The organism is Rhizobium sp. AAP43, assembly GCF_001296045.1.
In the GTDB taxonomy this organism is placed as follows: domain Bacteria; phylum Pseudomonadota; class Alphaproteobacteria; order Rhizobiales; family Rhizobiaceae; genus Allorhizobium.
On the sequence record NZ_LJHS01000004.1, the window covers coordinates 217723 to 233592 of the forward strand.

16 protein-coding genes are annotated in these 15870 nt (G+C 61.9%); 12 read left to right on the forward strand and 4 right to left on the reverse strand.

Features of this window, described 5'->3' with window-relative positions; translation table 11 throughout:
- Positions 1 to 10: 10 nt before the first annotated feature.
- Entirely contained in the window at positions 11 to 1045 is a 1035-nt protein-coding gene (locus tag IP76_RS03080; RefSeq protein WP_054156704.1) for a TRAP transporter substrate-binding protein, read from the reverse strand.
- Positions 1046 to 1423: 378 nt separating this feature from the next.
- Here IP76_RS03080 and IP76_RS03085 point away from each other — a divergent pair, with 378 nt between their 5' ends.
- The 5 genes from IP76_RS03085 (at position 1424) to IP76_RS03105 (ending at position 6171) form a co-directional block, all read left to right on the forward strand.
- Positions 1424 to 2569, forward strand: coding sequence for an alpha/beta hydrolase (locus tag IP76_RS03085; protein WP_054156705.1), 1146 nt, complete (start codon positions 1424 to 1426; stop codon positions 2567 to 2569).
- Positions 2570 to 2782: 213 nt separating this feature from the next.
- Positions 2783 to 4123 (forward strand): phosphatidylglycerol lysyltransferase domain-containing protein, encoded by a 1341-nt coding sequence (locus IP76_RS03090; protein WP_054156706.1) that lies wholly within the window; start codon positions 2783 to 2785, stop codon positions 4121 to 4123.
- A 29-nt stretch (positions 4124 to 4152) separates the two neighbouring features.
- Complete coding sequence (locus tag IP76_RS03095; RefSeq protein WP_054156815.1) at positions 4153 to 5526, forward strand: virulence factor family protein; 1374 nt, start codon at positions 4153 to 4155, stop codon at positions 5524 to 5526.
- A gap of 64 nt (positions 5527 to 5590) precedes the next feature.
- Positions 5591 to 5869 (forward strand): hypothetical protein, encoded by a 279-nt coding sequence (locus IP76_RS03100; RefSeq protein WP_054156707.1) that lies wholly within the window; start codon positions 5591 to 5593, stop codon positions 5867 to 5869.
- Positions 5866 to 6171: a type II toxin-antitoxin system RelE/ParE family toxin gene (locus IP76_RS03105; protein ID WP_054156708.1), complete on the forward strand. Its 306-nt coding sequence runs from the start codon at positions 5866 to 5868 to the stop codon at positions 6169 to 6171. Before IP76_RS03100 ends, IP76_RS03105 begins: the two co-directional genes overlap by 4 nt.
- Before the next feature lie 4 nt (positions 6172 to 6175).
- Here IP76_RS03105 and betA read toward each other — a convergent pair whose 3' ends face one another.
- On the reverse strand, positions 6176 to 7828 hold the full coding sequence (betA, locus tag IP76_RS03110) for a choline dehydrogenase (protein ID WP_054156709.1): 1653 nt from the start codon (positions 7826 to 7828) through the stop codon (positions 6176 to 6178).
- A 100-nt stretch (positions 7829 to 7928) separates the two neighbouring features.
- Here betA and IP76_RS03115 point away from each other — a divergent pair, with 100 nt between their 5' ends.
- The 3 genes from IP76_RS03115 to IP76_RS03130 all read left to right on the forward strand — a co-directional run bounded on the left by IP76_RS03115 (position 7929) and on the right by IP76_RS03130 (position 9061).
- Positions 7929 to 8126, forward strand: a complete 198-nt coding sequence (locus IP76_RS03115) for a type II toxin-antitoxin system RelE/ParE family toxin (protein WP_245281370.1) — start codon at positions 7929 to 7931, stop codon at positions 8124 to 8126.
- 3 nt (positions 8127 to 8129) lie between these two features.
- Positions 8130 to 8480, forward strand: coding sequence for a helix-turn-helix domain-containing protein (locus IP76_RS03120; RefSeq protein ID WP_054156710.1), 351 nt, complete (start codon positions 8130 to 8132; stop codon positions 8478 to 8480).
- Positions 8481 to 8689: 209 nt separating this feature from the next.
- Positions 8690 to 9061 carry a hypothetical protein gene (locus IP76_RS03130; protein WP_054156712.1) on the forward strand — a complete coding sequence of 124 codons (372 nt, stop codon included), beginning with the start codon at positions 8690 to 8692 and terminating at the stop codon, positions 9059 to 9061.
- A gap of 283 nt (positions 9062 to 9344) precedes the next feature.
- Here the strand turns inward: IP76_RS03130 and betB are convergent, their stop codons facing one another.
- Together betB and betI are read right to left on the reverse strand one after the other, a co-directional pair.
- Positions 9345 to 10808: a betaine-aldehyde dehydrogenase gene (gene betB / locus IP76_RS03135; protein ID WP_054156713.1), complete on the reverse strand. Its 1464-nt coding sequence runs from the start codon at positions 10806 to 10808 to the stop codon at positions 9345 to 9347.
- Positions 10809 to 10913: 105 nt separating this feature from the next.
- The gene (betI, locus tag IP76_RS03140; protein ID WP_054156816.1) at positions 10914 to 11561 is read right to left on the reverse strand and encodes a transcriptional regulator BetI; all 648 of its coding nucleotides are present in this window, start codon (positions 11559 to 11561) and stop codon (positions 10914 to 10916) included.
- A gap of 188 nt (positions 11562 to 11749) precedes the next feature.
- On the opposite strand from betI, the gene IP76_RS03145 reads away from it, so the two are divergent.
- The 4 genes from IP76_RS03145 to IP76_RS03160 all read left to right on the forward strand — a co-directional run bounded on the left by IP76_RS03145 (position 11750) and on the right by IP76_RS03160 (position 15837).
- Complete coding sequence (locus IP76_RS03145; protein ID WP_054156714.1) at positions 11750 to 13549, forward strand: bifunctional diguanylate cyclase/phosphodiesterase; 1800 nt, start codon at positions 11750 to 11752, stop codon at positions 13547 to 13549.
- A gap of 67 nt (positions 13550 to 13616) precedes the next feature.
- Entirely contained in the window at positions 13617 to 14090 is a 474-nt protein-coding gene (locus IP76_RS03150; RefSeq protein WP_054156715.1) for a GNAT family N-acetyltransferase, read from the forward strand.
- 202 nt (positions 14091 to 14292) lie between these two features.
- A complete protein-coding gene (locus tag IP76_RS03155) occupies positions 14293 to 14682 on the forward strand; it encodes a hypothetical protein (RefSeq protein ID WP_054156716.1) in 390 nt (129 codons plus the stop codon).
- A gap of 153 nt (positions 14683 to 14835) precedes the next feature.
- Positions 14836 to 15837: an NAD(P)H-quinone oxidoreductase gene (locus tag IP76_RS03160; RefSeq protein WP_054156717.1), complete on the forward strand. Its 1002-nt coding sequence runs from the start codon at positions 14836 to 14838 to the stop codon at positions 15835 to 15837.
- Positions 15838 to 15870 lie beyond the last annotated feature (33 nt).

Genomic DNA, 15870 nt, shown 5'->3' on the forward strand with positions numbered 1-15870 from the left:
GGCGGAGAGATTATTGGCTATGCTGTTCGATCAGCGCCAGCGCATCCTTGTGCAGTGTCGTACCGTCAAGACCCTTGCCGTCCATCTCGGCGATCCACGCCTTGGTCACAGCCTCGCCGGCGGTTTTCCAGCGCGCCGTCTCGGTGTCGTCCAGAATGAAGGTGGTATTGCCGGCCTTGTCGGCAATGTCCTTGCCGCGAATGTCGCCTTCGTCCATTGCCTTGCCAAAGAGGCGGGCGAGTTCCTTGCCGGAATTGGCGTCGATCACCTTTTTCAGGTCATCCGGCAGTGCGTCATAACTGTCCTTGTTCATCGCAAAGATGAAGGTGCCGGTATAGAGCCCGCTCTTGCCGGAAAAGCCGGTATGGTTGGGCGCAAGCTCGGCGATCTTGATTGCCGGCGTCACTTCCCACGGCACCACCGAGCCATCGATCACGCTTTTCGACAAGCTCTCGGGAACGGCCGTCACCGGCATGCCGACCGGCGAAGCGCCCATGGCCTCCAGCATCTGGTTGATCACCTTTGAGGTGCCGCGCAGTTTGAGGCCTTGCATATCCTCCAGCTTCTGCACCGGCTTGGCGGCAATGGTGTGGATCAGGCCTGGCCCATGCGTATGCACGGCCAGCACATGGTAGTCGGCAAGCTCGTCTTTCAGATGTTTCTCGTAGTAATCCTGGAAGGCGAGCGAGGTGGCTTCACCTGTCGTCACCATGAAAGGCAGCTCGAAGGCTTCCGATTTCGGAAAGCGACCCGGCGTATAGCCAAGCAGCGTCCAGCTGAGATCCACCACGCCGTCCTTCACCTGGTCGATCAGGTCGGCCGGCTTGCCGCCCAGCTGCATCGCCGGATAGAGCTCGACTTCGATCCGACCGCCCGAATCGGCCTTGATCTTCTCGGCCCAGGGCTGGAGCACCTTGGACGGTATCGTCGCCTGCGGTGGCAGAAACTGATGCAGTTTCAGGGTGACTTCGGCCGCCAAGGCCGCAGCCCCGGACACCGTGAATGCGGCTCCGGAAAGCGCTACAAGAAAGATTGGACGCAACATGAATTTCCTCCCATGAAGTGTTCGATCGAATAGGCATAATTGCTACGCGCATGCGTTGCATTTCACAACCGGATCATAAGTCTCGACAATGCACTCCGCTTGCAACCCTTGGCTCCTCCAGCGGACCTCTCCCTCATTGGTTATGGTTGCAGAAGTTCCTGAGCGTCGCAAATAACAATCTTGGCCGAATGCATAACCATATCGACATGGGCGGCGCCTTCATGTGCCGCCCCGCCGGCATGCGGACCGTTCACGGGCTGTTGCGCGCATCTTGCTTGGCGAAACATGCGCAACACATTATAGGTCCGGCCGAACCGTCCGGCAGGATGCCGGTCGCCCTCCGGATCGAATGATCATCGACGACAAGGACTGGCCGACATGCCCATTTCCCCCCTCGGCCCTTTGCGCAATTCCGGTCGTGCCGGTCTCCTGGCCATGCTGACGGCCTCGTTCATGCTCGCCGGCTGTGCCGGTCGCCCCGGCCCGGAAACGCTGGCCACGGTGCCGGCTGAGGCTTTCAAGCCGACCAAGGTCGAAACCGTGTTGACCGTGACCACCCGCAACCGGGCGGAACCGGGCAAGAACGTCTTCACGGCGGAGAAATCCAGCGTGTCGAACTATGCCCGTTTCGACATCTCCATCCCGCCGAACCACAAGCCGACCGCGATCGAATGGCCGAAGGGAAGCAAGGTCGATCCGCGCACGGATTTCGCCGTGCTGTCGCAGGCCGCACTGGAGCGCAAGAGCTTCATTGACGAGGTGCGGTCCCGCTCCTCGCAAGGCAAGCGCCCCGGCGTCTTCGTCCATGGCTACAATTACAATTTCCAGGAAGCGCTCTATCGTCTCGCCCAGTTGAAGACGGACGCCAATATTGACGGCACCCCCGTTCTCTTCTCCTGGCCGTCCTTCGCCGCGATCCCGGCCTATGTGGCCGATAAGGATGCCGCCACCTATTCGCGTGATGCGCTGGTTTCGCTGCTCTCTGATCTGGTCGCCGCCGAACGGGGCGAAGTCGATGTCTTCGCCCATTCCATGGGTGGCTGGCTGACGGTCGAGGCGCTGCGCCAGCTGAAACTGGAAGGCCGGCAGGACGTGCTCGACCGGCTGCGCGTCATTCTCGCCGCCCCTGATATCGACGAGGACGTCTTCGTCGCCCAGATGCGCGTCGTCGGTCGGATGAAGACGCCAATCACCGTGCTGGTTGCTCCGGATGATCGGGCGCTGCTCGTGTCGCGCTTTCTTGGTGCCGGCACCCAGCGCGTCGGATCGTTGGATGTGACGAACCAGAGCGTGGCAGATGTGGCCCGCGAGACCAACGTCGTCATCATCGATATTTCCTCCTTGCCGGCGGCGGATCAGACCAATCACAACCGCTTCGTCGACGCCCGGGTTCTTGCCAATGCGCTAGGCCAGCCAGCCTCTGCCGCAAGGCTCGGCGATGCCGGAGCCTTCGTCTTTGATGCCGCCGCCCAGACGATTTCCAGTCCCTTCTCTCTGGCCGCAACCGTCCTGCGCGGCCAGTAAAATCAACGCCATGGACTGACGGCCGACGGCAGCGAACATGCTGTCGGCCGCATGGCTGCCTTGCGTTCCGTCAACTTGACCCTTCAGGAAGAATCGGTGTCTTGCGCAATTTATGCGTCGGTTTACCGACTTGTTTACCCGTCAGTGTCACAAGCTTCGGTCCATGCGCTTGCGCTAATAAATTGCCAGCTTTTACAACAGTGGTTCTCACCCATGGCTTCTACCGTGTCAGACGTCGAGTCTGCGCTTTCGTCCGCCGCCCCGCAGACCTCGGTCGCCCCGGCCGTGCCGCGCGGCAAGGCGGTCTCCGTCATTCTCGCTTCCGTCCTGTTCCGGCTTGCCTTGCGCATGCCGCGCCTGGCCCTCGGTCTCGGCGCGATTGCTGGCTGTGTCATTGTTACGGTCGTGGCGCTGGGGGATAGCGCCCTGAAGGTCAGCCTCGGCCTGGCACTCGCCCGCTATGGCATCGATGCTGTGGAAGGCACGCTCGGCCTCTCCATGCTCGTTGGGCTGGTTGCCTCGCGCGGCCTGATCCGCCTGCCGCGACGCCGCAAGGACGGGATGGGGGAGGGCGACCTCGAAAAGGCCTGCGAGATCCTGTCCGGTCAGCCCAATGCCAGTGCCGGTCTCGTGCGCCTCGGCGACAAGCGCCTCTTGTTTTCCGAATGCGGTGAAGGCTTCGTCATGTATGCCCGCCAGGGCCGCTCGCTGGTGGCGCTCTTCGATCCGGTCGCCCCGAAGCGCCTCTGGCCAGAGCTTGCGATGAAATTTGTCGACGAAGCCCGCCGCCTGAAGTGCCGCCCCGTTTTCTACCAGGTCTCGCCCGATTTCCTGCCGACTGCCATCGACCTGCGCCTGCAGGCGCTGAAGCTCGGTGAACAGGCGGTGATCGACCTTTCCCGCTTCACGCTCGCCGGTGGTGACTGGGTCAAGCTGCGCCGCTCGATCAACCGCGCCGAGCGCGACGGTCTCGCCTTTGAATGGCTGGAACAGGATGCTGTGAGCGGCGTGATGGACGAACTCGAAACCGTCTCGAACACCTGGCTGTCCGCCCATCAGAGCGCCGAAAAGGGCTTTTCGCTCGGCGTCTTCGACCGGGATTATGTGGCCGCCGGTCCCGTCGCCGTCATTCGTCTTGAAGGTCGCATTGTCGCCTTTGCCTCGGTCATGACAGCCTCCAATGCGGGGGATGCCTTCATCGATCTCATGCGCCATGTGCCGGGCGTGCATCGCGGCATGATGGACCTGCTCTTCGTCCGCATCATCGAGACGCTAAAGGCCCGTGGCCTCGCGACGCTGAACCTCGGCATGGCACCGCTGGCCGGTCTGTCGGACCACCAGCGCGCCCCGGTCTGGAACCATCTCGGCCGGCAGATTTTCGAGCACGGCGAAGAGTTCTACAATTTCCGTGGCGTGCGCGCCTTCAAGGAAAAGTTCGATCCGGACTGGCAGCCGCGTTATCTTGCCGTCGCCGGCCAGGGTTTCCCGGTCGTCTCGCTCCTCGATGTCACGCTGCTGATTGGCGGCGGCATCAAGGGCCTGCTGAAGAAATGAGAGACAAGGGCAGGGCGAAGGTTGCCCAAATGCGGATGCGCCATAGGCTGACAGCCGCAGCGCTGCTGCTTTCCGCCGTCATTCACCCGGTGACAGCAGAGGAAAGCAAGATCGTCAGCCTGCCGCAGGACCGCATTGCTGCGCCCGATGATGGCACCATGTCCGGCGTCGTCGTTCTAATCTCCAATGCCAATGGCTGGGATGCCGAGGAAGACGCAGCACGCGATGCAGTCGTCGGCGCTGGTGCCATCACAGTCGGCGTTGACCTGCGCCAATGGCTCTCGGCGCTCGCGCAGGAAACCGACCGCGACTGCCTCTTCTTGCCCGCCGATATTGAACGCCTCAGCCGCGAACTCCACCGCCGCCACAAGGCCGATTTCTACCGCCCGCCGCGCATCCTGGGGCTCGGTGAAGGCGGGGCGCTGGCGCTCGCAATGGCCGCCCAGACCCCGAATGGCAGCTTTGCCGAAACGATCGGCGAAACCGTCGCCATCGATCCAACCGAGGCCGTGGCCTTACCCAAGCCACTCTGCACGCCTGCGCCAAAGCGCGAAACCGCAAGCGGCACGGCTTATGGCCTCTCGCCCGGCACCCTGCCCAATCCCGTCCGCATTGTGTTCTCCCCGGCGGCAGACGGCGCGGCGAAGGCGCAGGCCGCCGCGCTCCAGCAGGGCCACCCCGATATCGTGATCGCCTCGGGCGAGGGCACGCCAGACGGCGTGCTGGCCACGGAAGCAACCGCTCTGGTCGCGCGGCTGAAGCCCGATGACGCATCCCTCGATCTGCCGCTGGTTGAGGATATCGTCCCGCCCGAACATGACACGCTGGCGATCTTCTATTCCGGTGACGGCGGCTGGCGCGAGATCGACCAACGCATCGCAGCCCGGCTCAATCAGGGCGGCGTGCCGGTGATTGGCGTCGATGCGCTCCGATACTTCTGGAGCGAGAAGACGCCGGAAGAGACCGCCGCCGACCTCTCCGCCATCATCAAGACCTACCGCAAGCGCCTCGGCATCCCCCGCGTGGTGCTGATCGGCTATTCCTTCGGCGCCAATATCCTGCCCAAGGTCTATGGCCTGCTGCCCGAAGAGGATCGAAAGTCCGTCGATCTCCTGTCGCTGCTCGCCCTCTCACATCAGGCCGATTTCGAGATTGCCGTCACCGGCTGGATGGGCGTCGCCGGCAGCGGCAAACACGGCGATCCAGTTGACCATCTGGCCGAGGTGGAGCCCGGCAAGATCCAGTGCGTCTATGGACTGGAGGAAGAAGACACAGCCTGCCCGGCGCTCGGCCCCCTCGTATCGCGCGGTGCCGACCTCATCGCCCGCCCCGGCGGCCACCACTTTGATGAGAATTACGAGCTGCTGGCGGAGAAGATCCTGGCGCGCCTCGAGCAACGCTGATCCCCGGCTTATCAGGCCTGTGTTTTCGCGTTATGATAGCTGAGAACCCCATGGGAGCCCCGGCATGAACGAGACCGTCAAGCCTGCCGTCATCGACGATGCGGAATTTCTCGCCGCCGCAGAAGATGTGCTGCGCGAAGGCGAGACCGTGGCCGACCTGATCGACCGCTCCGCCCGGGCGGAAGTCGAGCGCCGAAAGGATCAGGCGGCGTTTATAGCAAGAGGTTTGGCGGCGCGGGAAGAAATGGCGCGCACGGGCGTTTATTACACGACCGAGGACGTGCTCGGAATGATGCGCGAGATTCGCGACGAGGCGAAGGGGAAGGTCGCGAAAGCCCGATGAAGCGTAGGCTGCACTATTCAGATATCTTCTTTCGTGACATGCAGCGCTACTATCGACATCTTGCCAGCATCAATCCTCAGGCCGCCGACAAGGCCTATGACGCTGTAGCCCATCATGTCGAACTTCTGGTCGACTTCCCGATGATCGGTCGCCGCGTCCAAACAGGTGACGAAGCAATCATGCTACGCGAACTGATAGTGCCCTTCGGCTCGTCCGGCTACATCATCCTCTTCGAAGTCGTCGACGACGAGACCCTCTCGGTTCTCGCCATCCGCCACCAGCGTGAGGAAGACTACGATTGACCGCTCACCGGTCGCTCGTCTCCCAGCGCGGATTGATCCACGGCTCTTGATTGCTGCGGGGCAGGGGCGTTCGGCCGAGAATATGATCCGCCGCCTTCTCGCCGGTCATGATCGACGGGCCGTTGAGATTGCCATAGGTGAGTTTCGGGAAGATGGAGGAGTCGGCGACGCGCAGGCCTTCGACGCCGATGACCCGGCATTCCGGATCGACCACGGCCATCGGGTCATCCTTGGCGCCCATTTTCGATGTGCCGCAGGGGTGATAGGCGCTTTCCAGATGCTCGCGCAGGAAGGCGTCGATCTGATCATCCGTCTGCACCCCTTCGCCCGGCTGGATCTCCGGGCCGCGGAAGGCATCGAAGGCCTTCTGGCCGAAGATCTCGCGGGTGAGGCGCACGCAGTGGCGGAACTTCACCCAGTCTTCCTCATGGCTCATATAGTTGAACTTGATCACCGGATCGGCCATCGGATCGGGCGAGGCAAGGGTTACCGAGCCGCGCGACTTCGAGTGATTGTAGCCGACATGAACCTGGAAGCCATGGCTCTTCGCCGCCGCCTTGCCATCATAGGAAATGGCAACAGGCAGGAAGTGGAACTGGATATCCGGTTGCTTGACGCCCGGTGCCGAGCGCACGAAGGCACAACTCTCGAACTGGTTTGAGGCACCAAGCCCCTTGCCGGAAAACAGCCACTGCGCACCTGCGACCCCCTGCCAGAACCAGGGGAGCCACGAATAGAGCGACACGGGTTTCAAGGAGACCTGCTGGAAGTAGAATTCCATATGGTCCATCAGATTGGCGCCGACGCCGGGGCGATCGACCTTCACCTCGATGCCCATCGCCTTCAGATGTGCGGCCGGTCCAATGCCGGACAGCATGAGCAGCTTCGGCGAGTTGAAGGAGGAGGCAGAGACGATCACCTCGCGATTGGCCTTCACCACCTCTATTCTGCCATTCCGCTCGATCTCGACGCCGACGGCGCGGCCGTTCTCGATGACGACCCTGCGGGCAAAGCAGCGCACCAATTCCACATTCGGCCGCTTCATCGCCGGCTTCAGATAGGCATTGGCAGCAGACCAGCGGCGCGAACGCCAGATCGTCTGCTCCATCAGGCCAAAGCCTTCCTGCTTCTCGCCGTTATAGTCTTCCGTCGTCTCGAAGCCGGCTTGGCGGCCCGCCTCGACAAAGGCGCGCACCAAGGGGTTCTTCGCCGGCCCGCGCTGGACATGCAGCGGCCCATCCGTGCCGCGCCAGCCCTCCTGGCCGCCATGTGAATTTTCCATGCGCTTGAAGTAGGGGAGAACGTCGGCGTAACCCCAGCCTGAGGCTCCGCTCTCCGCCCAGCCGTCGAAATCCTCGGCCGATCCGCGCACATAGACCATGCCGTTGATCGAGGACGACCCGCCAATCACCTTGCCACGCGGGGCTGTGATCCGCCGGTTGTTGAGGTTCGGCTCCGGCTCGGACAGATAACCCCAGTTGTAACGCTTCATGCTCATCGGCCAGGCAAGGGCCGCCGGCATCTGGATGAACGGCCCGACATCCGATCCGCCATATTCCAGCACCATGACGGTGTGTTTCCCGTCTTCCGAAAGCCGGTAAGCCATGGCTGAGCCGGCGGAACCGGAACCGATGATGATGAAGTCTGCGTTCTGCATGGTGTCAGGTCCGAGCGGTTGAAGAATTATAGCTATTTGCTATATTGGTGCGATGAAGAGGGTGTAGTATTCCAAGGCCGCGACCAAGGTTTTGGACCGGATGCAGCCCCGTCGACGGGAAGCGATCCGGTCGAAAGTCGATGCCTTCGCGCGTGGAGACCGCGTCGATCTGAAGAAATTGAAGGGCAGTACCCTTCTGAGAATTCCTGTCGGTGACGACCGTGTCATCATTGATGAGCAGACGTTGCTGGTCATTGTTGTCGAGGTTGGACCGCGCGGCGGAATCTACAAGGAGTGAGCGATGGGCGAACTGCGCAAGACCGTCATCGACGGAGAAACCTATGTCCTCATCCCCGAGGAGGAGTACGAAGACCTGATCGACGGCATCGAGGCTGAGAAGATCATGGCGCGCATCCGGGCCGGTGAGGAAACCTGGCCGCACGAACTCGTGAAAGAACTCTGGGAAACTGACAGCCGCATCCGCACCTTCCGCACCTACCGCAAGATGACCGTCTCCGATCTCGCCACGGCTGCCGGCATCTCGCAGCCCTACCTCTCCGAGATCGAGAGCGGCAAGAAGACCGGTTCCGTTGACGTGCTGAAGCGTATTGCTGCGGCCCTGAAGGTCGATCTCGACGATATCGTGGTGTGAGCGAGCCGGCAGATAAGGAGCTCCGGAAACGTTATGGTTTCCGGATTTCTGATCAGTGTGGGCGCCATTCGCGCGTTCCGTCGTCACTTTGATCACCCTTTTCTAAGTATGATGAAAGAGATCTGTGCGGGATTGCCCGCAGGGGTTGAAGTTACCCTGAGCCATGGCGACATGACCGATAAGGTCATCTTGAGGAACTGGTATAGCGCATGAGATCTGATCGTCTTCAGGACAGGCTTCAACGCAAACTGGAAGCTGTCGCAGAGGAGCGCGCCAGAATCGAGGCGGGACGGCACGACGTCGAAGCGCGTGCCCAAAGCGCCGCTTTGTGCAATCTCTGGAGCGAATATCGGCAGGATGTCGGACGTCACATGCGCAAGGCGGCCGTGAGAGACTTGCGATCGCTGGCGATGTTCGCGGGTTTCGCCCTTCTCGGGCTTCTGGCGGCGAGCCTCTCCAGGACCCTGTTTCTGCTCTGGTGCGTGGCGCTTGTTGCCTGCGTCTTTTACACTATCGGTAGCCTGTTGAATTGGGTCGGGCGAATAGCCCGTGCCCTGCTGACGCCGAAGAGTGGCAGGTGACTGCAGATGCCGCGCACTCCCTCTTCTTCCCATCGGGGAGAAGGTGCCCGAAGGGCGGATGAGGGGGGCGAAGTCATGCCCGTCTTTCTGTTGCCGGGGATACCCCCCTCTGTCGGCTATGCCGACATCTCCCCCACAAGGGGGGAGAGTGGCCGCCAGCGCTGTGCTTCCCGAACGTCCGAGCGGCCAGCCGCCATCCCGTCTCCCCCCTTGTGGGGGAGATGTCCGCGCTTCGATGCAATCGAAGGAGGACAGAGGGGGGTAACCCTGCACGCCGTTCATCTCAATACGGCGCCTCGCATTTGCCCATGCCGACATAAACCGTCTTCAGCTCGGAATAGTGCTCCAGCGCCGCTGCCGAATTCTCGCGGCCGAAGCCGGACTGCTTGGATCCGCCGAACGGGATCTCCACCGGGCAGAGATTGTATGTGTTGATCCAGAGGGTTCCGGCTTCCAGCTGATCCACCACGCGATGCGCGCGCGAAAAATCCGCCGTGAACACGCCGGCCGAGAGGCCGAATTCGGTGGCATTGGCGCGCGCGATCACCTCTGCCTCGTCGTCGAAATCGAGCACGCACATCACAGGCCCGAAAATCTCTTCCCGCGCGATGGTCATGTCGTCGGTGACATCGGCAAACACGGTCGGCTGGATGTAGAAGCCTTCGCCGGTGACGCTATTGGGAATGCCACCACCGGTGACGAGCGTCGCGCCCTCTGCCTTGCCCTTGTCGATGTAAGAGAGAACCTTCTCGCGTTGTGCGAGCGAGACCATCGGCCCCATCTGGGTTGCCTCGTCCTGCGGATCGCCGATCAGGATGGCTTCCGTGCGGGCCTTCAGCCGTGACAGGAAGGTCTCCTTGATGGCCTTATGGACGAAGACGCGGGTGCCGTTCGAGCAGACCTGGCCGGTCGAATAGAAATTGCCGAGCATGGCGCCGGAGATCGCGCTGTCGATATCGGCATCGTCGAAGATCACGATCGGCGACTTGCCGCCGAGCTCCATGGTGACGTGCTTGAGCTGCGCGGCAGCCGCCCCCGCCACCTTGCGGCCCGTCGGCACGGAGCCGGTCAGCGACACCTTGGCGACATCGGGGTGACTGACGAGCAGCGGCCCGGTTTCGCGATCCCCTTGGATGACATTGTAAACGCCCTTCGGTGCGCCCGCCTCGATCAGGATCTCTGCGATCTTGAGTGCCCCAAGCGGCGTCACTTCCGACGGCTTGAACACCATGGCATTGCCGGCAGCAAGCGCCGGCGCGCCCTTCCAGCAGGCGATCTGCTGCGGATAGTTCCAGGCGCCGATGCCGACGACGACACCGAGCGGCACACGCTTGGTATAGGCCCAGTCACCGCCCAGCGGGATCTGGCTGCCGTTCATGGCGGTCGCGATGATGCCGCCGAAGAATTCGAAGCTGTCGGCACCGGAGGTCGGGTCCGCCACGATCGTTTCCTGGATCGGCTTGCCTGTGTCGAGCGTCTCGAGCTCGGAAAGTTCGCGATTGCGCTCACGCAAGATCTCGGCCGCCTTCTTCAAGACGCGGCCGCGCGCAGCCGGGCTCCACGAAGCCCATTCCTTCTGCGCCCGTTTGGCAGAGGCAATCGCCTTTTCGATGATAGCAGGTGTTGCCGCATGCAGCCGGGCGATCACTTCGCCGGTCGCGGGGTAGATGCTCTCGATGACAGTGCCGTCGGTATCTTCGACATACTCGCCATCAATGAAATGCGAGGCTTGCGGTTGGGCTTTCATGTCCTGTCTCCAGACGGGTGTTCGAATTTGCATCTTGCTATTAAGGGCCCTCATCCGCCCTTCGGGCACCTTCTCCCCGCAGGCGGGGAGAAGGATACTCCGGCGCTAGCGGCCGCCTCTCCCTCTCCCCGCCTGCGGGGAGAGGGTAGGGTGAGGGGCAATTGTTTCGGCGGTCACGGCTTGCAACTGCCCCGTCACATAATCCTCGACCAGGGCCACAGAAGCCTCGATCGACAGGGGTGCGGATTTCAGAGATTGCCGGATATAGAGCCCATCGATCATCGCGGCCGCGCCATCGGCAATTCGGCCCGCGTCGAAGGGGCTGCAGAGTGGGGTCAGGCCGGACATCAGGTTGGAATGTAGCCGCCTTGCATAGAGCGCAAGCAGCCGCCGCACCGCTTCGGAACGTTGGGCTTCGGAATAAAAGGCAAGCCAGGCCGCGACCACTTCGGGTGCAAACTGGTCGGCCTGGAACGACACGCGGATGACAGCCGAAACGCGCGCCCGTGGCGTTTCGGCCTTTGCCAGCGCCTGGACCGCATCGGCGCGCAACTGGCGAAGCAGCGAGCGGATCGTCTCGATCAGCAACTGGTCCTTGGAGCCGAAATAGTGATGCGCGAGCGCTGCCGAAACGCCAGCCTCGCGGGCAATCTCCGACATGGTCACGCTGAGAGAACCGTGATGGCCAATGGCCTTCAACGCGGCATCGACAAGCGCCTTGCGGCGGATCGGTTCCATTCCGATTTTCGGCATCGCGGTCCCCTTGAAGGTTCCGATCATAGTTTTGATTGACTGATCAATCAATAAAAATCTGCACTGCCTAAAATCCTTGACAATTGGCAGGCAAACTTCATCGAACTGTCATTTTCGAGAAAGGATTTGTTGATGGTTGTGACGCAGATTTCGCTCGTAAAATCATAAGGTTAATCCAGGAGTTTCTAATGGTCCCGCAGCTGATGGAAGCCCCGCCAACGGTTCGGCGCTTCGCCGGAGATCAGCTCGTGACGCTGGCAAAACTCGTGGTCGAAAACGGCTTTCAGCCCATTGTCGAGGTCGGAACGGGCGCGGTCTTTGGCTATGAGAGCCTGCTGCGCGGCCATGACAGGATCGGCTATCAGAGCCCGCTCGACCTGATCGATCACGCGGCCGAAACAGGCCATCTTCTGGCGCTCGAGCAGATGGTGGCAACGCGCGCCGTCGCCAAGTTCGCCGCCCTGCCGGATCGCGCCGGTGCCACGCTCTTCCTCAATCTCGATGTCCGGCTGATCCGCGAGGGCGATGCACTGATCGACACGCTGCTCGATCAGCTGCGCAAGGCACAGGTGCCGCCGTCCTCGATTTGCTTTGAGCTCTCCGAGCGCTTCGACAACACCCAGGTGCCGGAATTCGCCGGTCTGGTCGAGCGTCTGCGCCGCTCCGGCTTCAAGCTTGCCATCGATGATTTCGGCGTCGGCCATGGCGAGATGAAGCTGCTCTGCGACTACCCGGTCGATTATGTGAAGATCGATCGCCACTTCATCGCTGGCCTCGATCACAACCCGCGCAAGCGCCATCTGGTCAAGAACATCGTCAATTTCTGCCATGTGCTCGGCGTGCGCGTCATTGCCGAAGGCATCGAGACGGAGACGGAATTCCTGGCCTGCCGCGAATTTGGGGTTGACCTCGTCCAGGGCTGGTTCATCGCCCGCCCGACCACGTTGATGTCCGAACTCAAAAGCGCCTTCCCGCATCTGCAGGATGTCGGCAAGGCCCGCCGCGCCGGGCAGTCGCTGGATGAGATCCTCATCCGCAAGCAGATTGAAACCCTGCCAACCGTTTTCGAGCATGAGAGCATCGAGCACGTCTTCGATCTCTTCCGCCGCAATCCCGGCCAGAGCTTCTTCCCCGTGCTCAATGCCAATGGCGAGCCACGCGGCATCATCAACGAGCGCCATCTGAAGGAATATATCTACCAGCCCTTCGGCCGCGACCTGTTGAAGAACAAGCTCTACGAGCGCTCGATCTCGCATTTCGTCGACCGCGCCCCGATCGTCGGGCTCGATGCTGATGCTGAGCGGCTGATGACGATCTTTGCCAATATGGAAGGCTCCGACTGCGTCATCCTGACGGAAAACATGCGCTATGCCGGTATCGTCTCGGCAGCCTCGCTGATCCGCATCATCAACGAGAAGCAGCTGAAGACCGCCCAGGACCAGAACCCGCTCACCGGCCTTCCCGGCAACCGCGCCATCCGAGATTTCATGCGCGACAGCGCGCTCGACGGAGATACGACGCGCTTCTTCTGCTACTGCGATTTCGATCACTTCAAGCCGTTCAACGACCATTACGGCTTCCACCAGGGCGACCACGCCATCTCGCTCTTTGCCGCCTTGATGCGCCGCTATTTCTTCTCCGACGGCGATTTCCTCGGCCATGTCGGCGGCGACGATTTCTTCATCGGCGTCACCGACTGGACGCGCGAGGACTTGACCGAAATCCTCGACCGTTTGCTTTCGGATTTCCATGACGACGTGATCGGCCTCTATTCCGTCGCCGACCGCCAGGCCGGCCGCATCCGCGGCGAAGATCGCCTTGGTCGTGAGCGCGATTTCCCCCTGATGCGCTGCTCGATCGGCGTGCTCGAACTCCCCAAGGGGCGCTTCATCGACGATGTCGACGCGATCAGCACCGAGATCGCCGAATTGAAGAAACGCGCCAAGGAAGGCGAGGGCGGGTTGGAGATTGCGGCGCTGGGGATGTGAGGCTTGCCCGTCGGTTATCCCGTGTTAGCCTTTCGTCCAGCACAACAGCACTTGCCAGGAGTTCGCCTTGGGCCCGGTTTCCATCCATATTGAGCCGGCAGACCAGTCCGACGTCGATCGTTTGCTACAGCTCTCCGATGCGGTGGCAGCGCGCCTGTATCCGGGCGAATATCGCAAACCGATCACGGGCAAGGTTCTGGACAGCGCAGGCATCGAGGTCTTCGTTGCGCGCCTGAAGGATAAAGCCATCGGCTGTGTCGCCAGCTTTGACCTCGGCGACGGGGTGGTCGAACTCAAGCGTCTGATCGTGGATCCCGACCATCAGGGGCAAGGCATTGGCCGCGCCCTGGTTTGCGCAATGCTTGAGGCCTGCCGCAGGCGGGATATCCGCGCAGTCGTGCTTGAGGTGGGCATCCGCAATATCGAAGCCCGGCAGCTTTATGAAAAGTTGGGCTTCCGCAACCGTGACGCCTTCGGAAACTACCAGCCGACGCCGGTCGCAACCTTCATGCAATATGATCTTGTACTGCCAATCCGCTGATGTGTGACGTCGAAATCCTTCAAGCGACGTGCCTGCACAGAAGCGACGGGGCCCGGACTAAAGAGGGCGCAAACACCCTGGGAAGTGACATGCTTGTGCTGTGCGGCATCCGCATTTGAAGAGATGCGGCGGGTTGAGTGGGGTCTTGAATGCCCCCAGCAGATGCGCAAGATGGAGCGGTATTTCGAAACAGGATCCTCACATGAAGAAATTGATTGCCTCGCTCGGCGGCCTGTTCTTGCTCGCCGGCTGCCAGACAGACGTGGCCCAGTCCGTCGCCGACTCCCAGGTTCCGCCTTCGGCTTCCGTGCGCAACCAGCTTGTTCGCATCATAAACAACAATGGCGGAAAGATTGGCGATTTCGTCCGGCCGGAAATTTCCAGCGTGGTGCTTCTGCAGCCGGAAACCAAGACCTATGCGTTTTGTGTCCGTGCCTGGCACGCCCAGCGGCAGCGACAGCCCGACGTTATCGGATTCTCGGTCCGCAACGGCCAGATCCTCGGCTCGACGGCGAACGACTACCGCTGCCGCGACCAGCGTCTGCGCTACTATCCCTATCCGGAGCTGATCGCCGTTCGGGGCACGAATTGAAGCCCTGACGGCAGGCGCTGGCGGCATGCTCTCAACACGCCGCCGCGCTCGCCGCACCCGATACCATTTGTCACGTCAGACCAAGCGTCTCCTTCCAATCAGCCGCCCGGCACCCTAGCTATGTCACTCCACTCACAATCTGGAGCCCCGCCCATGTCCCTTCCCACCACCATGCGCCATGTTGAATTCACGGCTCCGGGCGGCCCCGAAGTCATGCGCATTGTCGATGGCCCGGTGCCGCATGTGCGGGCAGGCGAGCTTCTGGTGAAGGTCGAGGCGGCGGGCGTCAATCGGCCGGATGTCGCCCAGCGCCAGGGAACCTATCCGCCGCCGAAGGAGGCAAGCCCCATTCTCGGGCTGGAAATCGCCGGCGAAGTGGTGGCGCTGGGGGAAGGCGTGTCCGGCTTCAAGGTGGGCGACAAGGTCGCAGCCCTCGCCAATGGCGGGGGTTATGCCGAGTACTGCGCCGTCCCCGCCACCCAGGCGCTGTCATGGCCCAAGGGTTATGATGCGGTAAAGGCCGCGGCCCTGCCGGAAACCTTCTTCACCGTCTGGGCCAATCTCTTCCAGATGGCGGGTCTGACGGAAGGCGAAAGCGTGCTCATTCACGGCGGCTCCTCCGGCATTGGCACGACGGCCATCCAGCTGGCAAAAACCTTCGGCGCCACCGTCTACACCACGGCAGGATCGGCGGAAAAATGTGCCGCCTGCGTTGAGCTGGGTGCGACAAGGGCAATCAACTACAAGACGGAAGACTTCGTCGAAATCATCAAGGCAGAAACGGGCGGAACGGGCGTCGATGTCGTGCTCGATATGATCGGGGCTGCCTATTTCGACCGCAACCTGCAGGTTCTCGCCAAGGACGGTTGTCTCTCGATCATCGCCTTCCTCGGCGGCTCCACCGTCGAAAAGGCCAATCTCGCCCCGATCATGGTCAAGCGCCTCGCCGTCACCGGCTCCACCATGCGCCCGCGCACGGCCGAAGAGAAACGCGCCATCCGCGACGATCTGCAGGCCGAAGTCTGGCCACGGCTGGAAGCCGGCGAGGTGGCGCCTGTCATCCACACGGTGCTGCCCTTCGAAGAGGTCGTCGAGGCGCACCGGCTGATGGAAAGCTCGGCGCATATCGGCAAGATCGTGCTGACGCTGGGGTGAGGGGCCGTGGACTAAGAGGGGGCACGGCGGCCC